Below are 21633 nucleotides of genomic sequence, written 5' to 3'. Positions count from 1 at the left end.
CACGACACGCAACTTCTACCGCTTCCAGATGCAGGACGGCAGCACCGACTATTTTGACGAGAACGGCTCGAGCGCCGAGCAGTTCCTGTTGCGCAACCCGCTGCCCAACGGGCGATTTACCTCCGGGTTCGGTGCTCGCAAGCATCCAATCCTCGGCTATGTCCGGATGCACACTGGCACCGATTGGGCCGCTCCCATCGGCACACCGATTATCGCCGCCGGCAACGGCGTCGTTGAGAAGGCGGGTTGGGCGGGGGGCTACGGCAAGCAGATCATCCTGCGCCATGCCAACGGCTACGAGACCTCATACAATCACCAGAGCGCTTTTGCCAAAGGCATCGAGCCCGGCGTTCACGTCCGCCAGGGTCAGGTCATTGGTTATCTCGGCCAGACCGGTCTCTCCACCGGTCCGCACCTCCACTACGAGCTGATCGTCAACGGCACCAAGGTCGATTCGATGCGCGTCCGCCTGCCGGTCGGCAAGGTGCTGAAGGGCGATGATCTCGTCGCCTTCAAGCGCGAACGCGAGCGTATCGACGATCTGCTGAAGCAGGAAGACAGCGATTCACTGAAAGTCGCGAGCGCCAAGATCGACGGCTGACCCTTCGTTTCCAGTCTTGCTGATGTCTCAGTCTTGCGGATTTTCGGCGCGCCGCGACCATGGCAGCCGCTCACCGGAAATGGTCGTCCACGCGATGACGGCCGAAAGCAGGCAAAGCAGCGCCGTCACAGACGAGACGGCGGAAAACGCCGCATCGCCGGCGGCGAGCCTTGCCGCATCGAGCGCCGGCGCAAGTCCGGGCGGTGCTGGTTCGCCGAAGCCGGGCACGCCGGAAACCGCACTTCCGTCGAGTGCACCGGCATAGACCCAAGCAGCCAGCGACCCCATCGCCGCCACCGCGATCAGGCCGCCAATGCGCGAGACGGCATTGTTGATGCCCGAAGCAGCCCCTGTATCCTTGTCTTCGACCGCCGTCATGATCGCGGTTGAGAGTGGCGAGACGACCAGCGCCATGCCGAGCCCCATCAGCGCCATCAACGGAAATGTTCCCGTCCAGAAATGGTGGATACCGGCATGGGTGAGCAAGGCAAGTCCGGCGAAGGCGAACGCCACGACCAAGCTGCCGCAGGCGATCGGAAAGCGTGGCCCGATCCGGTCCGACAATTGGCCGACCGGTCCCGACAGAAGCGCGATCGACGCCGACAGCGGCAGGAAGATGAAGCCGACCTCGGCCGTGCTCAGCCCCCAGCCAGCGATTAGCAGCATCGGCAGATAGAAGAGGTTGGCCGACAACGCGAAATAGAGGAAGAAGGTCGCGACATTTGCCCCGGCAAACGCACCGATGCGAAACAGGCTGAGATTGATCATCGGCTCGCGCTGCCGGTGCTCGAACAGGACAAAGACGATAAGCAGCACGACACCGGCGGCAATGCTTGCCCCCGCCATATGGCCCTCGCCGCTGGAACTCATCGAGGTCAGCCCATAGGCGAGCGCGCCGAAGGCCAGCGTCGCCAGTGCACCACCGCCAAGATCAAGGCTGCGTTTTTCCGTCGGCGCATCGGGCGGGATCTTGGCGAGCAGAAGATAGATCGAGATCAGGCCGAGCGGCAGGTTGATAGCAAAGATCGCCCGCCAGATGCCGCCGCCGAAAGCCGACAGCACCAGACCGCCGAGCACCGGGCCAAGCGCGGTGGTCAGTGCCGAGGCGGCGGCCCAGATGCCGATCGCGCGGCCGCGTTCTTTCTTCGGGTAGGCCTTGGCGATGATGGCGAGACTGCCCGGCACCATGATTGCAGCTCCGATCCCCTGCAGGGCGCGAAACGCGATCAGCACGACAGCGTTCGGCGCCAACGCACAGGCAAGCGACGCGGCGACGAACATCACAATGCCGGCCACAAAGGCGCGGCGCAGCCCGAACCGGTCGCCGGCGGCCCCGCCGGCAAGGATCAGCGCCGACAGCGTCAACGCATAGGCATTGGAAATCCACTGTGCCTCGGCAAGACTGGCACCGAGATCGACGCGGATCGCCGGCATGGCGATGGCCAGGATCGAGCCATCGATGAAGCCGAGCGCCGAGGCCAGGATCGCCGCGATCAGCACGAATCGCCGCTGTGATTGCGGACAGAAAGTTCCGTTCGTGACCGGACTGGTCAGCGGGACTGCGGCGGCTTCATTGGGCGAATGCATGGCGCTCTGCTTAGACCGCCGTCGTGCTGGCAACAACCGGCCAGCGGCTCGCAGTCCTTGAAACCAGCCATATTGCCAGGACTGCATCTGTCCGGATGCAAATGGCGGTAGCCATGCTAAGTTTTTCGCGGAGCCGCAAGCGGGAGAAAGTGATGAAGCATCCACTGGAAGCATCGGCGGAGGGGCGCGGCCGCATCGTCGGCATTACCGACGGCGTCTTCGCCATCGCGCTGACGCTCATCGTGCTCGAGATCCGGGTGCCGGCGCATGAGGTGATCCATTCCGAGCACGATCTGCTTGCCGCTATCGCCGCACTGGCGCCACGCTTCCTGACCTATGCGTTGAGCTTCCTGACGCTGACCATCTTCTGGTTCGGCCAGCAGGCGCAGCATGGGCTGATCGCCAAATCCGACAGGCGGCTCGCCACGCTGAACCTCTGCTTTCTCGCCTTCATCGCCTTGCTGCCGTTCTCGACCGATCTTCTGGCCGATTTCCTCGAATTCAGGACCGCGGTGCTGGTCTACTGGCTCAATCTGCTGATGCTCGGCGTCACGCTGCTCGCCAGCTGGCGCTACGCGGATAAGAACGGCTTTGTCGCGGAAGATGTCGACGCCGAAACGAGGCGCACGGTCTATCTGCGCATCGTTAAGGCGCAGATCCTGTGGGCTGTCGGCGCCGCACTCTGCCTGATCAACCCGTTGCTCAGCATCGGCTTCATTCTGGTCGTGCAGTTGATCTATGCCGCCGCGCTGCGCGGCTCATTGCTGCGCCACGTCATCGGATGAAGGTCCGCCAATGAACTCCACGGTAACGCCTGGCGACACCAGCTTGGCGAGTTCGCGCGCGTCCCAGTTCGTCAGTCGCACGCAGCCATGGCTTTCGGTCTTGCCGATCTTCGACGGCTCGGGCGTTCCGTGGATGCCGTAGGTCGGCTTGTCCAAGGCGATCCAGACTGACCCGACAGGTCCGTTGGGGCCTGGCGGAACGGTCAGAATCTTGTCGTTCTCGCCCTGCTTGAAGTTGATGTTGGGGTTGTAGGTGTAGTTCGGGTCGAGCGCGATGCGCGACACGGCGTGGATGCCGGTGGGCGACGGCGTATCGGCGGAGCCGATGGTGGCGGGATAGGCGGCTACCAGCTTGCCGCCCGCATCGTAGGCGTAAACTTCTTTCTTGGTCTTGTCGGCGACGATGCGCGCGACCGGCGTAGACACCAGCTTGCCGAAATTTGCGACCTTGATGATCGTGCCGGGACGGTTGAAGTCGAGGCCCTTGTTGATCGACTTCAGATAGTTCTCATCCATGTGGAAGCGCTCGGCCAGCGCCTCGGTGACCGAGGTATAGCACATGCAGTTGAGCTGCGCCTTCTGGCTGTAGTCTTCCGGGATCGAGGCGACATAAGGGCCTGCCGCATCCTCCGCCGTGATTGTGTAGTTGGCGAAGGCGTCGCCACCGGATTGCGAAAGAGCCGACTGGATGCCGACCGCGTCGGTCGATTTCAGATTGCTGCCGTTGATCTGGTTGTAGGCGGCCAAGGCCTTGTCGACATTCGAGCCGAAGCGCCCGTCAATCACGCCCGGCGAAGCGCCGCCACGGTCGAGCAGGACCTGCAGCGCCGCCACATCCTGACGCGCGCCGAGCGACAGCGACGGATCGACGGCGGCCTTGCCGCCGGTGTCCGGCGGCAGCGACGTCTGCGTTTCCGGATTGGCCTGCTGCACGTCTGGCTGGGCCGGCTGCACAGGGTCAATCGAGGCTTCGTTGAGCGGCTGGCGCTTGATGGTGCCCGGCTTTGTTGGCCGCGGTGCATCGGGGTAGGTGTTGTCGTAGCCGCCATCGTCCTTTTGCGCCGGCGGGTAGGCCTCTACGGAGTTATCACTGTCAGGATCATACTCGTCCGCGGGCGGCGCAATGACGCGGCTTTGCTCTCTCAACCGCTGACGGCGCGAGCGCACCGTGTCGTCGGGATTGTCGAGGTAATAGCCATCGTCATCTGTCACCGGGCCGAGGTTTCGGTCTCCCGACTCCCGCCGGAACGCTCGGCGATCGTATCGCGTCTGCGGCGGCTGGATGGCGATGACCTTGCCGGTATCGGCGTCCACGATGACGCGATTGCCGCGGGCGTCGTAATAGATGTCCAGATTTCCTTCCTGGGCGACGAGAATGCCGCCATCACTGGCAGCGCGGGCAACTCTTGGTGCGTTCTCCTGTGTCGGCGCGGCAAGCGCGCCAAAAGACACAAGCCCGGCGCCAAGCGCCGAAAGGGCAAAGATCGTGCGGAACATCGTGGCCAAACTCTCCGGTCCGTAATTGCCGCCGCCCGGCAGTGGTGTCCCTGTAAGGCGAACCCCTTCGCCAACAAACCAGTTACCCACCATATGGTTCCAACATGAACCGGGCATGAAGATGGCGGTTTTCCGGCGTATCGACGAATATTAGCTAGCTTGCGAGCCCCAAGTCCTTGCGCGCCTGCTTGGTCAGCTTCAGGGCGACCAGGCGATGGCTCTCGCGTAGATAGTCCTTCAGCGCCCCATCATCCATGCTTTGGCTTGTCTGACGCTGGATCCATGTCATGCCGCGCGAGGCAAGATAGGGCGCCGGCCGGCAACCCGGCTGCTCCTTCAGCACATCAAAGGCGATGTCGGAACATTTGAAGGTGACGAAGAGCTGCTGGCCGTGATCCCAGCCGCCGATCGCAAACACCTTGGTGCCGACCTTCCAGACATTGGCGCCGCCCCACTGGACGATATGATTTGTCGCGGGCAGCGAAGCGCAGAAGCTATTGTAGTCGTCCAGCGTCATCCGCTCCCGCCTTCAAAATGAAATGAAAACGCCGCGCGCCGAGTCTGGACGCGCGGCACCCTGAAGCGCGGCGCGCTTCAGATCTTTGTTTTATGCATGTCGTTGTCCCAAAACCGAGCTCACTTTTGGGCGACATGCATTGATCAGGCGGCCGCTTCAGCCGCGACAATCGACGGCTTCGAGCGGAAGTTCAGCCGGTCGGAACCGGCGGTGACCTTGACGGTCGACCCATCGAGGATATCGCCGAGCAGGATTTTCTCCGCCAGCGGGTCCTGCAACTCCTTCTGCATCACCCGCTTCAGCGGCCGTGCGCCATAGGCCGGGTCGTAACCCTTGGCTGCCAGCCACTCGATCGCCTCCTTGTCCAGCGACAGCGTGATCTTGCGATCGACAAGCAGGCTTTCCAGCCGCTTGAGCTGGATCTCCACGATGCGGCCCATGTCCTGCCGGCGCAGCCGGTGGAACAGGATCACCTCGTCAACGCGGTTGAGGAACTCCGGCCGGAACGACGCCTTGACGACATTCATCACCTCGTCGCGAACCTGGTCAACATCCTGATCCTCGCCGAGATTGACCAGATATTCGGCGCCGAGGTTGGACGTCATGATGATCAGCGTGTTGCGGAAATCGACGGTGCGGCCCTGGCCGTCGGTCAGACGGCCGTCATCGAGCACCTGCAAGAGCACGTTGAAGACATCGGGATGTGCCTTCTCAATCTCGTCGAACAGCACGACCTGATAAGGCCGGCGCCGCACCGCTTCAGTCAACGCGCCGCCCTCCTCATAGCCGACATAGCCGGGAGGTGCACCGATCAGCCGGGAAACCGAGTGCTTCTCCATGAACTCCGACATGTCGATGCGCACCATGGCGCTGTCGTCGTCGAACAGGAAGCTTGCCAGCGCCTTGGTCAGTTCGGTTTTGCCGACACCCGTCGGTCCGAGGAAGATGAACGAGCCGATCGGCCGGTTCGGATCCTGCAGGCCGGCGCGGGCGCGCCGTACCGCCTTGGAAACGGCCTGCACCGCCTCGCCCTGGCCAACGACACGCTTGCCGATCTCGTCTTCCATGCGCAACAGCTTGTCGCGCTCGCCCTGCAGCATCTTGTCGACCGGAATTCCGGTCCAGCGCGAGACGATATGGGCGACGTGGTCAGGCGTGACCACTTCTTCGACCATGCCGACCTTGCCGTCCTGGGCCTCGGCCTCCTTCAGCTTCTTTTCCAGTTCCGGAATCTTGCCATAGGCAAGCTCCCCGGCGCGCTGGAACTCGCCCTTGCGCTGGGCAATGGCAAGGTCGTTGCGCGCCTCGTCGAGCTGCTTTTTCAAGTCGGCGGCGAGCCCGAGCTTCTGCTTCTCGGCCTGCCACTTGGCGGTGATCTCGGTCGATTCCTCCTCGAGGCCGACCAGCTCTTTTTCCAGGCGGACGAGCCGGTCTTTCGAGGCATCGTCGGTCTCGACCTTCAGCGCCTCGCGCTCGATCTTGAGCTGCATGATACGGCGGTCGATCTCATCCAGCGCCTCCGGCTTGGAATCGACCTGCATCCTGAGCCGCGACGCGGCTTCGTCCATCAGGTCGATTGCTTTGTCCGGCAGGAAGCGGTCGGCGATGTAGCGGTTGGACAGCGTCGCCGCCGCCACCAGCGCCGAATCCGAGATACGCACCTTGTGATGCTGCTCGTATTTTTCCTTCAGGCCGCGCAGGATCGAGACGGTGTCTTCTACCGTCGGCTCATCGACGAAGACGGGCTGGAAGCGGCGGGCAAGTGCCGGATCCTTCTCGACATGTTTTCTGTATTCATCGAGCGTGGTAGCACCAACGCAGTGCAGTTCGCCGCGCGCCAGCGCCGGCTTCAACAGGTTCGACGCGTCCATCGCGCCGTCCGCCTTGCCGGCGCCGACCAGCGTGTGCATTTCGTCGATGAACAGGATGATGTTGCCGTTGGCCGAAGTGACTTCCGAAAGCACGGCCTTCAGCCGCTCTTCGAATTCACCGCGGTATTTGGCACCGGCAATCAATGAGCCCATGTCGAGCGCCATCAGCTGCTTGTCCTTCAGCGATTCCGGCACGTCGCCATTGACGATGCGCAGCGCCAGGCCTTCGGCAATCGCCGTCTTGCCGACGCCCGGCTCGCCGATCAGCACCGGATTGTTCTTGGTGCGGCGCGACAGCACCTGAATGGTGCGGCGGATCTCGTCGTCGCGACCAATCACGGGGTCGAGCTTGCCCGCGCGGGCATCCGCCGTGAGGTCACGCGCGTACTTCTTCAGTGCGTCATAGCCCTGCTCGGCGCTCGCCGAATCGGCGGTGCGGCCCTTGCGGACATCGTTGATGACCTGGTTCAGCGCCTGCGCGGTGACGCCAGCCTTGGCCAGGACATCGGCGGTCTTGGCCGATTTCTCCATGGCAAGCGCCTGCAACAGCCGCTCGACGGTGACGAAGCTGTCGCCAGCCTTCTTGGCCAGTTCCTCGGCGGTCGAGAAGACCTTGGCCAGCGGCTGCGCGAGATAGAGCTGGCCATTGCCGCCTTCCACCTTGGGCATCGCCTCAAGCGCCGTCTCGACGCCGAGCTTGACGTCGCGGATAGTGCCGCCGGCACGTTCGATCAACGACGCGGCGAGCCCCTCGTCATCGTCGACGAGAACCTTCAACATGTGTTCGGGGGTGAATTGCTGGTGATTGCGCGAGAGCGCCATGGTCTGCGCGGACTGGATAAAGCCGCGCACACGCTCGGAGTATTTCTCAAGGTTCATATCTGTCTCCTTCCATCACCGGCCCGCTTTGCGGCACCGGATCAGATTGCGGTGACGGACCCGCCCATTCGAGCCGAGTCCTGTTCAGCCGAGATATGGTGCATAGGCCATGCTGTCTCAAGACGCCTTGATGTCGGTCAATGCATAATATTCCACGTCAGCCCAAACGAAAACGGCGGAGATTTCTCCCCGCCGTTCAATACTTTGAGCTGCCGTTCGATCAGTTGTCGATGTCGACGATCACGGGCTCGGTGCTGCCGCTATCGGCCGGAGCCGCGGCCACCTCGCCGGCATCCGCATTGTCGCCACCACTGTCGACCTGATCGGCGTTGGTGCGCGGACGGCGCGGGCGGCGTGGGCGACGGGCAGCGCCGCTCTCGGCGGCCGCCTCGTTGAGCTCGGCCTGCGCGGCAAGAGCCGCCGGCGAAAAGCTCTCGAACAGCGGAGCCGGCTCGGCTACCGCAACGATCTCGACCGGTGAAGCGGGCTCTGCCTGTGCGTCTGCCTGGACCGGGGCCTCGTTGCGCTGCTGCTGGCCACCTTGATCGGAGGATGAAGCAAAGTCGCGCTGGCCGTTCTGGCCGTAGCCGCCATTGGGGCGACGATCGCGGTGGCGCCCGCCATTGTTGTCGCGGCCGTTGTTGCGCCCGCCATTGTCACGTCCACCATTGTCGCGGCCGTTTTCACGGTTCAGCGCGACCTCGGCCGGCATGCCTTCGATAACCGGCTGCGGGCCGGCGCCGTGGTTGGCCACCGGAATCTGGGCATCGGAAATAGTGTTGCTGTTGTTGCCGGAATTGTCGAAGTCGTCACGATCCTCATCGCCGTCATCGTCGAAATCGTCGCGATTCTGTTGCGTATTCTGGATCGGCATCTGCGCCTGAGCGGCGGCAATGATGCGATTGTAGTGTTCGGCGTGCTGGAGGTAGTTTTCCGCCATGACGCGGTCGCCGGAGCTGTGCGCATCACGGGCCAGGGTGGCGTATTTTTCGGCGATCTGCTGAGCCGATCCACGGATCTTCACGTCCGGGCCGTTGCTCTCGTAGTTACGCGTCAGGGGATTCGGTCCCTTGCGATTGTTGTTATTATTATTGTTGTTGCCGCCACCGCCGCCGCCATTGTTGTTGCGACCGCGCATGCGCCTGTTCTGCTGTTGTGGCCTCATTAGACTCTCTTCATTTTGAAATTTTTTGAAAACTCGTCACGAACGGTGGCGCTCATGCAGCCAGCCGTTTGGTTTCTTCACCGGCGTTCGCCCGCATCGATTGCGTTGGCGCCACGTGCCATCCTGTTCCGGTTACATCACTTGCCGGACGATTCCCGCACGAAGCTTGGGCGTCGTTTGCGCAAGAAGGCAGCTATTTCCAAGGAAACCGAATCGCTAAGAGCACTGCCTGCTTCGTCTCATCCGGTTGAGGCGACCCTAGCCGCATTCCCCGGTATTGCCAAGCGGTTTTTTTGCACTGCGTCAAGGGTTTCCCCGTTGAAAGACAAGAACCCTGTCATTTCCGCCGAGATCACGGAAAGCACCCACCGGTGCATAGCCCGCGGCCGTGAATATACCCGTAACGTCGTCCTGTTGCGTGTAACCGATCTCGACTGCGATCCTGCCTTCTGGCTTCAAAAACACTTCCGCCTCGGCGGCTATTGTTCTGTAAGGGTCCAGACCATCCTCGCCGCCATCAAGGGCTGTGCGGGGATCGAAATCGCGGACCTCGTCCTGCAGATTTTCGATGTCTTGTGACGATATATAGGGAGGGTTTGCGGCAATTACATGGTATCGGCCGGAAACTTTTTCGAACCAGTTTGACTCCAGCGCAGTAAACCGATCGGCAAGGCCCAGTTGCCTGGCATTGCGGCTCGCCGTCGCCAGAGCGCCAGCGGCAATGTCGACACCGGTGGCGGTAGCGGCCGGCTCTGCGCTCAGCAGCGCCAGCGCGATGGCGCCCGTTCCGGTGCCGAGGTCCAGAACGCGGCATTCTCCCTCCCGCGCGGCGATTGCCTTGACGAAGGGCAGCACCGCCTCGACCAGCGTTTCAGTATCAGGCCTCGGCTCCAGCGTTTCGGGCGACAACAACAGGCGCAAACCGTAGAATTCGCGATAGCCAAGAATGCGGTGCACTGGCTCGCCACCGGCTCGCCGCCTCAGGGCAGCGTCGATCGCGGCGATGGCGCTCCTGTCGATCTTGCGTTCAGGGTCGGCGATGGCTTGGGTGCGTGTCATGCCGGAAAAATGTTCGACGATCAGCCGTGCGTCGAGCGTGGGATCATCGACTGCGGCCGTGACAAGCCTGGCCCGCGCTTCCCGCAGCAAAAGCCCCAGCGCCTCGGGCAAAGGATCAGCCATCAAGGCCGATATCGGCGAGCAGCTTCGACTGGTGATCGGCGATCAGCGCCTCGATGACTTCGTCGAGTTCGCCCATCATCACCCGGTCGAGCTTGTAGAGCGTCAGGTTGATGCGGTGGTCGGTAAGGCGGCCCTGCGGGAAATTGTAGGTGCGGATGCGCTCCGAGCGGTCGCCGGAACCGACCTGCGACTTGCGCGATTCCGAACGCTCCTCGTCCGCCTTGCTGCGCTCTAGGTCGTAGAGCCTGGCGCGCAGGATCTGCATGGCCTTCGCCCGGTTCTGGTGCTGCGACTTCTCCGCCTGCACCACCATGATGCCGGTCGGCAGATGGGTGATGCGCACCGCCGAATCGGTGGTGTTGACGTGCTGGCCGCCGGAGCCCGAGGCGCGCATCGTGTCGATGCGGATGTCTTCGGCCTTGATGTCGATATCGACCTCTTCGGCTTCCGGCAACACGGCGACAGTCGCGGCGGACGTATGGATGCGCCCGCTGGCTTCTGTCGCCGGCACGCGCTGCACGCGATGCACGCCAGATTCGAATTTCAGATGGGCAAAGACCCCCCTGCCGGAAATGGTGGCGATGATTTCCTTGAAACCACCAGCATCGCCGTCGTTGGCCGACACCGTCTCAAACCGCCAGCCGCGCTCGGCAGCATAGCGCTCATACATGCGAAACAGGTCGCCGGCGAAAAGGGCGGCCTCGTCGCCGCCGGTGCCGGCACGGATTTCGAGGATGGCGTTCTTGTCGTCGGCGGCATCCCTGGGCAACAGAAGGACCTGGATGTCCTTCTGCAGCGCCTCAATGCGATCCTCCACGATTGGCAAATCCGCCTCGGCAAGCGCCCGCATTTCCGCATCGGTGCCCTTGTCGGCAAGCATCGCTTCGAGGTCGGCCTGCTCATGCTCGGCCGCGCGCAGTTCCCTGACCTTGGCCACCATGTCCTGCAGTTCGGCATATTCCGACGCCATCTTCACATAGGCATCCGGCGCCGGGCCGGCCGACATCTGCGCTTCGAGCATCTCGAAACGCTTGACGACTTGATCCATACGATCGCGGGGCAAATTGACCATGATGAGATGCTACAACGGGATCGAGCGATCGTCGGCAAAGGCCTGCAGCAGCGCCCGCATCGGCAGCCCCTGCGCCGGCGCCATCAGATTGTCGTCAAAGAACGCTTTCAGCTCGTCCAGCGGCAGTTCCGTCAGCATTGCCTTGACCGGGCCGATCGAGGCCGGCGACATCGAGATCGAGCGGAAGCCGAGGCCGATCAGCGCCATGGCCGATATGGGTTTTCCGGCAAGTTCGCCGCACAGCGTGACGGGCGTGTGGTTGCGGGTGCCGGCATCGGCGATCTGCTTGAGCACACGCAGGAACGGCGCCGACAGCGTGTCGAAGCGGTTGGCCAGTTGCGTGTTGCCGCGGTCGACCGCCATGACGAACTGGAACAGATCGTTCGAACCGACCGAAACGAAGTCGACCGCCTTCATCAGTTCGTCGAGCTGGAACAGCAGCGACGGCACTTCCAGCATTGCTCCCAGCTTGAGGCTGGTCGGCAGATGATGGGCAAAGCGCGAGAGATGCCGCACCTCGCGGTCGATGATCTCGCGCGCCTGGGCGATCTCGCCAAGTTCGGTTACCATCGGCAGCATCAGCTTGAGCTCGCGCCCGCCGCTGGCCTTCAGTAAGGCGCGGATCTGGGTGCGCAGCAGTCCCGGCCGGTCGAGCGTCAGGCGGATCGCCCGCCAGCCAAGCGCCGGGTTCTCTTCCTGGATGGCACCCTTGAAATAGGGCAGCACCTTGTCGCCACCAATATCGATGGTGCGGAAGGTGACCGGCTTGCCGCGCGCCGCCTCGAGCACGTCGCGATAGAGTTTTTCCTGCGCCTCGGCACGTGGAAAGGTCGAAGCGACCATGAATTGCAGTTCGGTGCGGAACAGGCCGATGCCGGCCGCGCCCGCCTCCGCCAGCTGCGGCAGGTCGACGGCAAGCCCGGCATTCATCAAGAGATCGACCTGGACACCGTCCCTGGTCGTCGATGGCTTCTTGCGCAGTTCGCGATAGACCTCTTGCCGGCGCGCCCGGAAGCGCACCTTTTCGGCATAGGCGGCCTCGAGATCGGGCTGCGGCCGCAAATGGATCACGCCCTCTTCGCCGTCGACGATGATGGCATCGCCGTTTTCCGCCATGGAAACAGCGCCCTTCATCTGGCCGGCGACCGGGATGCCCATGGCGCGCGCAACGATGACGACGTGGCTGGTGGCAGCACCATCCTCAAGCACCAGTCCGCGCATTTTCTCCCTGGGATAGTCGAGCAGCTCGGCAGCCCCCATCGAACGGGCAACGATGATGGCATCCTTCGGCAGCGATGCCGCGACATCCTCCGGCCCACGGCCCATCAGCTGGCGCAGCAGCCGGTTGGCGAGGTCGTCGAAATCGCTCATCCGCTCGCGCAGATAGGGATCGGTCATGTGCAGCATGCGGGCCCGCATGTCGCTCTGCACCTTTTCTACCGCCGCTTCAGCCGTCAGGCCGTTGCGGATCGCCTCTTCGAGCCGGCGCACCCAGCCGCGGTCATTGGCGAACATGCGGTAAGCTTCCAGCACCTGGCGATGCTCGCCCTCGAAGGCGACGTCGCGGCGCTCCAGCATGTCGTCGATGGAGAGCCTGAGCGAACCAAGCGAAGTCTCAAGCCGGCGCACCTCCTCCTCGCTGTCCTCGTTGAACAGATTGGTGACGACGATGCGCGGCTCGTGCAGCACGACATGGCCAAGTCCGACGCCGTCATTGAAGGACAGACCGGTAAAACTGACTGGCCGGCGCAGGTCGAGTTCGAGGCCGGGCCGGGTCAGCCGCGCCAGATCGCCGGTGGCGATCATCTCTGCGATGACCATGGCGGTGGTTTCCAGCGCCTCGACCTCGTCGTCGCGGTAGTGGCGCATGGTCTTGTTCTGGACGACCAGGACGCCCAGCGTGCGCCCTGCCCGCAGCACCGGGACGCCAAGGAAGGAATTGTAGATCTCTTCCCCCGTCTCCGGCAGATAGGCGAAGGCGGGGTGCTCCTGCGCGTTGGACAGGTTGAGCGGCCGCGCGCTGGCGGCGATCGTGCCGACCAGGCCTTGCCCAAGCCGCAGCTGCGCAAGGTGGACGGCGTTCGGGTTCAGACCTTCGGTGGCATAGAGTTCGAGCACCGAATCGGCGCGCAGCACGTAAAGCGAGCAGACCTCGGCAACCATGTTGGAGGCGATGTCGCGCACGATCCGGTCAAGCCGCTCCTGCGGCTCCAGCGGCTCCTGCATGAGCTCGCGGAGCCGTTTCAGCAAAACGCGCGGGCCACTGGCCTGGTCACGCATCGCGGCTTCTTCTCCAATAGGCATTATGCCCGCCGCAGTTTCCACCGCGACCGGCACACGCGCAACAACTCAAATCGTTCTCGCTACTGCTTATCCAGACCGTAGACGGAATGCAAAGTGCGAACCGCGAGTTCTGTGTACGGACCATCGATCAGTATCGAAATCTTGATCTCGGAGGTGGTGATGGCGCGGATGTTGATCGCCTTGTCGGCCAGCGCCTTGAAGGCGGTGGCGGCAACACCCGCATGGCTCCTCATGCCGATACCGATGACCGAAACCTTCGACATGCCGGCTTCCGACTGCACGACATCGTAGCCGATCTCGGCTTTCAGGCGTTCCAGCACGACAAGTGCCTTGTCGACGTCGCCTGACGGCACCGTGAAGGTCATGTCGGTGAACTTGCCGTCCTCTGAAATGTTCTGGACGATCATGTCGACATTGATGTTGGCCTCGGCCAGCGGGCCGAAGATGCCGGCGGCGACGCCCGGGCGGTCGCCGACGCGGCGCAGCGAAATCTGCGCTTCGTCCTTGGCATAGGCAATTCCGGTGACGACCTGCTGTTCCACGATCTCTTCCTCGTCGCAAATGAGCGTTCCCGGAGGATTGAGCAAATCCCCCATTCCGGGCGCATCGGGATCGTCGAAGGACGACCGCACGAAGGTACGCACCCTGTGCACCATGGCAAGCTCGACCGAACGCACCTGCAGAACCTTGGCGCCGAGCGAGGCCATTTCAAGCATTTCCTCGAACGAGATCTTGGCCAGCCGGCGCGCCTTGGGCTCCATGCGCGGGTCGGTGGTGTAGACCCCGTCGACATCGGTATAGATGTCGCAGCGGTCGGCCTTGACCGCGGCCGCTATAGCCACCGCGCTGGTGTCGGAACCGCCACGGCCCAGCGTGGCGATGCGATTGTCCGGCCCGATGCCCTGGAAGCCGGCGATGACCGCCACCTGGCCCTCGCCGAAGCGCTTGATCAGGAAGGCACCATCGATGTCGAGAATACGCGCCGCGCCATGCGCATTGTCGGTCTTGATCGGGATCTGCCAGCCCTGCCAGGAGCGCGCATGCACGCCCATGTTCTGCAAGGTGATGGCCAGCAGGCCGGCCGTGACCTGTTCGCCGGAAGCGACCACCGCGTCATATTCGCGTGCATCGTGCATCGGCGAGGCCTCGCGTGTCCAGGCGACCAGCTCGTTGGTCTTGCCGGACATCGCCGAGACAACCACGGCCACCTCATGGCCGGCGTCGACCTCGCGTTTGACGTGGCGCGCCACATTGCGGATGCGGGCGATGTCGGCGACGGAGGTTCCGCCGAATTTCATCACGATGCGCGCCATGGAAGCGAAATGCCTTTGACTGAAGCCGGCCTGGAGCCGAAAAAGAATGAAAGCGCCCGGCTGGCGCCGGCCGCTGAATGCGCGGCCTCCTTAGCCAAATGATGAAGGTTTCGCAAGGCTGGCAGTGGATTGCCGGCTTCAAGAAGACGGCATATTGCGTTCCGCCTCGCCGCCGCTTACCAAATGCTGCCCGCGGGGAATTCCTTTTGGTTCGGCATAACAGATGATTGCTCGTCTCCGGCGCGCCATGCGATTGCAATCGCTCCCGCTTGTCATCGGGTTCGCCGTGCTGGCGCTGATAGTCGGCACGCGGGCCTTCCTGGTTGAAGGCCAGAGGGCCAATCGCGCCGCCGCGCGCGAGACGATCGAGTACCAGGAACAGCTTTCAGGGCTGCTTTCAATGGCGCAGGATGCCGAGAGCGGCCAGCGCGGCTACCTGCTGACCGGCGAGAAATCCTATCTCGAACCGTACCAGAAGGCCGTCGAGGCGATTCCCGGGCAACTTGCCCGCATCGATGCCATGACAGCGTCCAACGATCAGCTCGCCCCTCAGGTCAGCCACATCAAGGACGCACTGGCGCAGAAACAAGCTGAACTCGCGGAGACGATCGCTCTCTACGACAAGGGCGACGCGGCAAAGGCGCTGCAACTGGTCCGCAGCGGCCAGGGCAAAGCCGCGATGGACGAGATCCGGGCCAGCATGGACACGATCCGGCGCATTGGCGGCGCAGCGATTGCTGCGCGCGACGAGCACACCGACCAGGTCGAGGCGTGGCTGCGCATCGGCTCGCTGGTCGCCCTGCTGGCGATCTTCCTGCTCGGCACCTACACGATCCGCGAATCGCGCCGCCGCTTCCTCGAAGTCGCCACCGGCCAGGAAGAGCTGATGCGCAAGAACATCGAGCTCGGCAATGAGATCCAGACGCGCGAAAACGCCGAATCCCAGATCCGCCAGATGCAGAAGATGGAGGCTGTCGGCCAGTTGACCGGCGGCATCGCTCACGATTTCAACAACATGCTGGCGGTCATCCTCAGCGCCATGAACCTTGCCCAGCGCAAGTTGAAGCGCGGCGAGCATGACCTCGAAAAATTCATCGAAGCGGCAACGGACGCCGCGACGCGGGCGGCCAACCTGACAGGCCGGCTGCTTGCCTTCTCCAGGCAACAGCCGCTGGCGCCGCAGGTCGTCGACACCAATCGTCTGGTGACCGGTATGTCCGACCTTTTGCGCCGCGCGCTTGGTGAGGGCATTCGCATCGAAACCGTGCTGGCAGGCGGCCTTTGGAAGACCCATGCCGACCCAAGCCAGATCGAGAATGCAATCCTCAACCTGGCGGTCAACGCGCGCGACGCCATGGGCGAGGACGGCAAGCTGACCATCGAGACGGCCAACAGCCATCTCGACGACAGCTACGCCGCTACCCATGCCGAGGTGATCGCCGGCCAATATGTGATGATTGCGGTCAGCGATACCGGTGAGGGCATGTCGGCGGATGTGATGGCCAAGGCTTTCGAGCCTTTTTTCACCACCAAGCCGGTCAACAAGGGCACGGGACTTGGGCTGAGCCAGGTGTTCGGCTTCGTCAAGCAGTCAGGCGGCCATGTCAAGATCTACTCCGAGCCGGGCCACGGCACGACGATCAAGATCTATCTGCCACGCTTTTTTGGCGCAGAGGAAGCCGCCGTACCGACCGGGCGGAACGAGAATCCAGCACCTGTCACCGAAACAATCCTTGTCGTCGAGGACGACGTCCGCGTGCGCGCTTCCACCACCGATGCCATGCGCGAGCTCGGCTACACCGTCATCCATGCCGGCAGTGGCCAGGAGGCGTTGCAGAACCTGGCGGAGAACCCGGGCGTCGCCCTTCTGTTCACCGATATCGTCATGCCGGTGATGAACGGCCGCAAACTGGCGGAAGAGGCGGTCACACGCATGCCCGCGCTGAAGGTGATCTTCACCACCGGTTTCACCAGGAATGCCGTGGTCCACAACGGCGTGCTCGACCATGACGTGCACTTCCTGGCCAAGCCGTTCACCATCGATCAACTGGCCGCGAAGCTGCGCGACGTGCTGGAGGCGAAGTAGGCCGGCCACGCTGCCGGCCCCACTATTGGTCAGCCCGTCACTCTGGCAGCGTTGAAAATTGTTGCCTTGACATTCGATGCCTCACGCCCGACTTCCTAGCGTTCGAGGAGACCAACCGATGCCAGAGCCCCGACGATCGACGATCGATGCCGGAGAAGTGGAACGCTTTTCCGCCCTTGCCGCCGAATGGTGGAACCCGAACGGCAAGTTCCGCCCGCTGCACAAATTCAATCCGGTCCGGCTGTCCTATATCCGTGACCAGATCGCGGCGCGCTTTGGCCGCGACCCGCGCGCCGCACGCCCTTTCGAGGGCCTGCGCATCCTCGACATCGGCTGTGGCGGTGGCCTTTTGTGCGAGCCGATGGCACGGCTTGGCGCCGAGGTGGTCGGAGCGGACGCCTCTGAAACAAACATCGAAGTGGCGAAACTGCACGCGGCCGAAGGCAATGTGAGCGTCGACTATCGCGCCACTACGGCCGAGGATCTCGCCGACGCCGGCGAGACATTCGACGTCATCCTCAACATGGAAGTGGTCGAGCATGTCGCCGACATCGACCTGTTCGTCGCCAAATGCGGGCAGATGGTCCGCCCCGGCGGCATCATGTTCGTGGCCACCATCAACCGCACGCTGAAGGCACTGGGTCTCGCCATCATCGGCGCCGAATATGTGCTGCGCTGGCTGCCGCGCGGCACCCATCAATTCGGCAAGCTGGTGCGCCCGGAAGAACTGGAAAAGGCGCTTGGCAGCGCCGGCCTGACAACTGTCGACCGCACCGGCGTCACCTACAATCCGCTTGCCGACCGCTGGGCGCGGTCGAAGGACATGGACGTCAACTACATGGTGCTGGCGGAAAAAGGCTCGGTCTAACCGACCACACTTTTCCGGATTTCGCATCAGGATATGTTGAGATCCCGGTCACGCCGAGTTGAGCGGCCGGTAGCCGCCCCGCCAGTAGACAAGCGCCTAGCCGGCATCGTGGGTGCGCACCGCCTCGACCGAACCGATGATGATGGAATGTGTGCCGCGATCGATCATCTCGTCGAGGCTGCAGTCGAACACGGCCACCGCGTCTGAAAGCAGTGCCGCTCCGGTCCTGAGCGTTATCCATTCGGCGCCCTCGTACCGGTCCTTGCCCTTGATGCCGCCAAAGCCGGAGAAACGCTCCGCCACGTGCTGGTGCTGAGGCCCAAGCGAGTTGACGCCGAAATGCCGGTAGCGCTCGATCACCGGCCAGGTCGATGACGATCGGTTGACGCAGGCGATCACCTTGGGCGGCTCGGCCGACAGCGAGACCACCGAAATGACGACGAGGCCGGAACGGTCGTCGCCGACACCGGCGGTGATGACACTGACATTGCCGACGATGAGACGCATGGCGGCACGAAAATCGGCGACGTCGACAGGGCCCTCTCCCGAAGCCGTGGACATGATCTTCTCCTACGCAGCCGACTGCATCGCGGCCGGCGCGATGCGGATGCCTCTCTGTTCGAGAATAGGCAGCACGGTGTCGCGAAAATAGGGGAATTCCTCGACATAATCGACGAAGGACAGCGTCGAGCCGCGAAAACCTGCCTCGTGCAGGGCGGTGATCCCATCGGCGACCTGTTCGGGCGTACCGGTGAGCGGGAAGCCGCCATGGCCCGCTGCCATACGGTCGCGAATGAGCGCCAGGAGATCATGCGGGAACGACTGCGCATGGGCGAATTGCAGCCGCACCAGATTGTCGACCGCCGCCCAATCCGCATTGGTCCGCCCGAAATGCTCGAGATAGTCGGTCGCTTCCTTTTCGGTCGGCCGGCAGACGACATGGGCAAAGGTCAGCACATCGACATTGCTGCCGGCGGCCCTCGCCTGCTCCTTCAGCGCAATGATCTCATCCTTGGAGCGTGCCAGGTCGATTGCCGGCGTAAACAGGAAATCGGCGTTGCGGACGGCGAATTTGCGGCCCTCTTCCGAGCCGGCGGCGTTGAGGATCGGCAACCGCGCCGACGGACGCGGGTCGCCAAGCACATTTTTGAGCTTGAACCAGGTGCCGTCCCAGTCAAAAGCTTCCGTGCGCTCCCACAATGCCCTGACGATATCGAACCATTCCTGGGCGTAGCCATAGCGCGTGACATGGTCATCGGGCAGCGTCAGTCCGAGCGCTTCGTATTCCGGCTTGTTCCAGCCGGCGACGATGTTGAGGCCGATGCGGCCACGGCTGATCTGGTCGATGGTCGCCAGCTGCTTGGCAACGACGACAGGATGGTTGGCCGCGGTGTGGGTGGTGGCGAAAACCGTGATGTTGCGGGTGAGCGCCAGAAGTCCCGCCGCCCAGGTGATCGTCTCCAGCACATTGCCGTGAAAATTGGTCTCGCCGCCATAGCCGATCCAGCGTGCGATCGGCAGCATAAAGTCGATGCCGGCCTCGTCGAGCAGATGCGCCAGCCGCACATTGTTGTCCCAGGAACTGACCCACCGTTCGGGCACCTTGCTGACAGTCATGCCGCCCGAGCAATTGGACGCGAAGGTGCCTAGGAAAAAGGGCTGCGCCTGAGGCGCGGTCTTGTCGAGCATGCTCATTGGTGACGTTCTCCTCATTTTTGCTTATAATTTATGATAGAAAGTCTATCATAAATCCATGTAGACGCAATCATGGCGATCAGCGCATGCTGGTGGCGGGGACAGGCAGATGAATGATCGGCGCAAATCTCTGGAAACACAGGCCGAGTTGCTGGACCGCAGCTGGCATCTGGCGCGCACGCCGCTGGAGATCGGCGTCACCGAAGTCGAATACGCGCTGATGCGCGCCTACGAGGCGTTCGGCCATTGGCAGGCTGAATGCCTCGCCACGGTCATCGAGTTTTCCGCCAGCGGACCCGAGAACGCACTGCTCCATATCATCCGGATGAATGACCGCCCGAAAAGCGTGCGCGATCTCGCCCAGATGACTAACCGCGACGATGTCCCCAACATCCAGTACAGCCTGCGCAAACTGCTGAAAGGCGGTTTGATCACCCGCACCGGCAGCGGCAGGGCCGGCGTCACCTACGAAGTGACGCCGCTCGGATATCGCGTGACCGAGCGCTATGCCGACATCCGCTCCGTCCTGCTCATCGACGCCGTCACGCGCATTCCCGAAATGGCTGACAAGCTGGAAGATGTCGCACGCACGCTCGAACTGATGACCGGCATCTACGAACAGGCGGCGCGCGCCGCCGCCACCCACCGCCGCCGCCATCCAAGGCCGGAGCCCGGCGGCGACACCGACGGCACCGCGACCTGAGACCCGCGGCCGTCAGGCCTTCTGGCTTTGCGCCTTGGTGGTGATGATGACGCCAATAGTGATGATGATGGCGCCGACCCAGGTCAGCAACTGATAGTGCTCGCCAAGGAAGATCGTGCCGGCAAACAGTCCGACCGCCGCCGCCACATAGCCGATCTGGCTGAGATAGACCGGGCCGCCGACCGCCTGTAGCCGGAAGAAGAAGGCAAACATTGCCGTGGCGGAAGCAACCTGCGCGATGACCACCAGGGGCACGGCGCCAAGTGGGGCGAAGGACTTGCCGCCCAGCAGGACAAGAATACCGGCGAGCAGCATCGCTGCCGACGCCAGATGGCTGCCGACGGCAAGCTCGATCGGCCCGGTGCCTTCCGGCCAGTCGATCGTGCGGTAGATGTTGCCGGCGGCAAGGCTGACCGGGATCAGCAGCCCCATCACCACCCAGAACAGATCGGCCGGCTGGCCGGCCTCGCCGCGCGTCACCGCCACCATGACGGCGCCGACGAAGCCGACGGCGATGCCAATGATGCCCAGCATGTTGGGGCGCCGGACACGCAGCACCATTGAAAACACCAGCGTGATGACGGGTGACAGCGTGAACATGATGCCGGTATAGCCAGCGCCCAGATGCGGAATAGCCGAGAACATCAAGAGATTGGGCGCGGCATAGGACACTGCCGCGGTAACGAAGAAATAGCGCAATTTGTGCGCGTTGAGCCGGATGCGCTGGCCGCGCGCCAGGAGCACGCACAAAAGTACACCGCCAGCGCCGAGCGAAATGACGAAGGCCCAGACCATGGCCGGCACGCCGGCCGCCGTGGCGAGCTTGCCGAAGGGTAGCGTCAGGCCGAGCAGGCCGCCGGTGACGACCAGCAGGCCGAGCGCCGAATCCCAGGGATATTTCATCGGATTGTCCCCGTCACTCAACGGCCAAATTTGGCACTTGCGGCGCTTGGCCGGTCCTGTATGTTGAGATAACATATCGAAAAGATTCTTAACATCAAGATATTTAACGGTGAGACAGATGGATCGCGCGGCAAAGGCGATCGAGCAGTGGAAACGGGAGCGGCCGGACCTGGACGTCTCGCCGATGGGCGTGCTCGGGCGGCTGAACGAAGCGTCGTCGCTGATCGCGCGTGATCGCCTCGCGCCGCTGTTTGCCCGTTTCGGACTGCAAGCCGGCGAATTCGACGTGCTGGCGACGCTGCGCCGTTCCGGCCAGCCTTACGCGCTGACGCCGACCGCTCTCTACGAGGCGACGATGGTGACGTCAGGCGCCATGACCAACCGGCTCGACCGGCTGGAAAAGGCCGGATTGATCCTGCGCGCACCGCATCCCAACGACCGGCGCGGCATTGTCGTGCAGCTGACTGAAAAAGGTCTGGCCTTGATCGACGAGGCTCTGACCGCTCACGTCGCCAACGAGCATGAAATCCTCGCCGGCCTGAGCAACGCCGAACAGGAGACGCTGGCTCTGCTGCTTGGCAAATTGATCGGAACCTTGAGCTAGT

18 protein-coding genes (1 of these 18 cut by a window edge) are annotated in these 21633 nt (G+C 63.0%); 6 read left to right on the top strand and 12 right to left on the bottom strand.

Annotation, left to right across the window (positions count from 1 at the left end; all coding sequences use genetic code 11):
* Positions 1-601, top strand: partial view of a M23 family metallopeptidase gene (locus A3A9_RS0129275; protein ID WP_027061812.1) — the 3' portion only. It extends 1370 nt beyond the left edge of the window; the window shows 601 of its 1971 coding nt (coding positions 1371-1971); its start codon lies off the left edge, out of view; it ends in the stop codon at positions 599-601.
* A 27-nt stretch (positions 602-628) separates the two neighbouring features.
* On the opposite strand, the gene A3A9_RS0129270 is transcribed toward A3A9_RS0129275, so the two are convergent.
* Positions 629-2188, bottom strand: a complete 1560-nt coding sequence (locus A3A9_RS0129270; RefSeq protein ID WP_027061811.1) for an MFS transporter — start codon at positions 2186-2188, stop codon at positions 629-631.
* 152 nt (positions 2189-2340) lie between these two features.
* On the opposite strand from A3A9_RS0129270, the gene A3A9_RS0129265 reads away from it, so the two are divergent.
* On the top strand, positions 2341-2973 hold the full coding sequence (locus tag A3A9_RS0129265) for a TMEM175 family protein (protein WP_027061810.1): 633 nt from the start codon (positions 2341-2343) through the stop codon (positions 2971-2973).
* Here the strand turns inward: A3A9_RS0129265 and A3A9_RS0129260 are convergent.
* The 8 genes from A3A9_RS0129260 to A3A9_RS0129225 form a co-directional block, all read right to left on the bottom strand.
* Positions 2947-4470: a L,D-transpeptidase family protein gene (locus tag A3A9_RS0129260; RefSeq protein ID WP_027061809.1), complete on the bottom strand. Its 1524-nt coding sequence runs from the start codon at positions 4468-4470 to the stop codon at positions 2947-2949. The genes A3A9_RS0129265 and A3A9_RS0129260 overlap by 27 nt on opposite strands.
* A 154-nt stretch (positions 4471-4624) precedes the next feature.
* Positions 4625-4987 carry an MmcQ/YjbR family DNA-binding protein gene (locus A3A9_RS0129255; RefSeq protein ID WP_027061808.1) on the bottom strand — a complete coding sequence of 121 codons (363 nt, stop codon included), beginning with the start codon at positions 4985-4987 and terminating at the stop codon, positions 4625-4627.
* Positions 4988-5130: 143 nt separating this feature from the next.
* A complete protein-coding gene (clpB, locus tag A3A9_RS0129250) occupies positions 5131-7737 on the bottom strand; it encodes an ATP-dependent chaperone ClpB (RefSeq protein WP_027061807.1) in 2607 nt (868 codons plus the stop codon).
* Positions 7738-7957: 220 nt separating this feature from the next.
* Complete coding sequence (locus A3A9_RS0129245) at positions 7958-8902, bottom strand: DUF4167 domain-containing protein (protein WP_027061806.1); 945 nt, start codon at positions 8900-8902, stop codon at positions 7958-7960.
* Positions 8903-9205: 303 nt separating this feature from the next.
* Positions 9206-10084: a peptide chain release factor N(5)-glutamine methyltransferase gene (prmC, locus tag A3A9_RS0129240; RefSeq protein ID WP_027061805.1), complete on the bottom strand. Its 879-nt coding sequence runs from the start codon at positions 10082-10084 to the stop codon at positions 9206-9208.
* Complete coding sequence (gene prfA / locus A3A9_RS0129235) at positions 10077-11156, bottom strand: peptide chain release factor 1 (protein WP_027061804.1); 1080 nt, start codon at positions 11154-11156, stop codon at positions 10077-10079. The genes prmC and prfA overlap by 8 nt, the downstream gene beginning before the upstream one ends.
* Positions 11157-11165: 9 nt before the next feature.
* Complete coding sequence (gene ptsP, locus A3A9_RS0129230; RefSeq protein WP_027061803.1) at positions 11166-13436, bottom strand: phosphoenolpyruvate--protein phosphotransferase; 2271 nt, start codon at positions 13434-13436, stop codon at positions 11166-11168.
* Between the two features lie 83 nt (positions 13437-13519).
* Complete coding sequence (locus tag A3A9_RS0129225; protein ID WP_027061802.1) at positions 13520-14773, bottom strand: aspartate kinase; 1254 nt, start codon at positions 14771-14773, stop codon at positions 13520-13522.
* Between the two features lie 247 nt (positions 14774-15020).
* Here A3A9_RS0129225 and A3A9_RS0129220 point away from each other — a divergent pair, with 247 nt between their 5' ends.
* Positions 15021-16859, top strand: a complete 1839-nt coding sequence (locus A3A9_RS0129220) for a CHASE3 domain-containing protein (RefSeq protein WP_027061801.1) — start codon at positions 15021-15023, stop codon at positions 16857-16859.
* A 118-nt stretch (positions 16860-16977) separates the two neighbouring features.
* The gene (gene ubiG, locus A3A9_RS0129215; RefSeq protein WP_027061800.1) at positions 16978-17727 is read left to right on the top strand and encodes a bifunctional 2-polyprenyl-6-hydroxyphenol methylase/3-demethylubiquinol 3-O-methyltransferase UbiG; all 750 of its coding nucleotides are present in this window, start codon (positions 16978-16980) and stop codon (positions 17725-17727) included.
* Between the two features lie 96 nt (positions 17728-17823).
* On the opposite strand, the gene A3A9_RS41370 is transcribed toward ubiG, so the two are convergent.
* A complete protein-coding gene (locus tag A3A9_RS41370; protein WP_051371235.1) occupies positions 17824-18288 on the bottom strand; it encodes a flavin reductase family protein in 465 nt (154 codons plus the stop codon).
* Between the two features lie 9 nt (positions 18289-18297).
* Entirely contained in the window at positions 18298-19422 is a 1125-nt protein-coding gene (locus tag A3A9_RS0129205; RefSeq protein ID WP_033838859.1) for an LLM class flavin-dependent oxidoreductase, read from the bottom strand.
* 109 nt (positions 19423-19531) lie between these two features.
* On the opposite strand from A3A9_RS0129205, the gene A3A9_RS0129200 reads away from it, so the two are divergent.
* Entirely contained in the window at positions 19532-20125 is a 594-nt protein-coding gene (locus tag A3A9_RS0129200; RefSeq protein WP_027061798.1) for a winged helix DNA-binding protein, read from the top strand.
* Between the two features lie 12 nt (positions 20126-20137).
* On the opposite strand, the gene A3A9_RS0129195 is transcribed toward A3A9_RS0129200, so the two are convergent.
* Positions 20138-21028 (bottom strand): DMT family transporter, encoded by an 891-nt coding sequence (locus tag A3A9_RS0129195; RefSeq protein WP_027061797.1) that lies wholly within the window; start codon positions 21026-21028, stop codon positions 20138-20140.
* Between the two features lie 118 nt (positions 21029-21146).
* On the opposite strand from A3A9_RS0129195, the gene A3A9_RS0129190 reads away from it, so the two are divergent.
* Positions 21147-21632, top strand: coding sequence for a MarR family winged helix-turn-helix transcriptional regulator (locus A3A9_RS0129190; protein ID WP_027061796.1), 486 nt, complete (start codon positions 21147-21149; stop codon positions 21630-21632).
* Position 21633 lies beyond the last annotated feature (1 nt).

The organism is Mesorhizobium loti CJ3sym (assembly GCF_000472785.1).
In the GTDB taxonomy this organism is placed as follows: domain Bacteria; phylum Pseudomonadota; class Alphaproteobacteria; order Rhizobiales; family Rhizobiaceae; genus Mesorhizobium; species Mesorhizobium loti_E.
The sequence above is the reverse complement of the archived record's forward strand: the minus strand, read 5'-3'. Positions and strand labels throughout refer to the sequence as shown.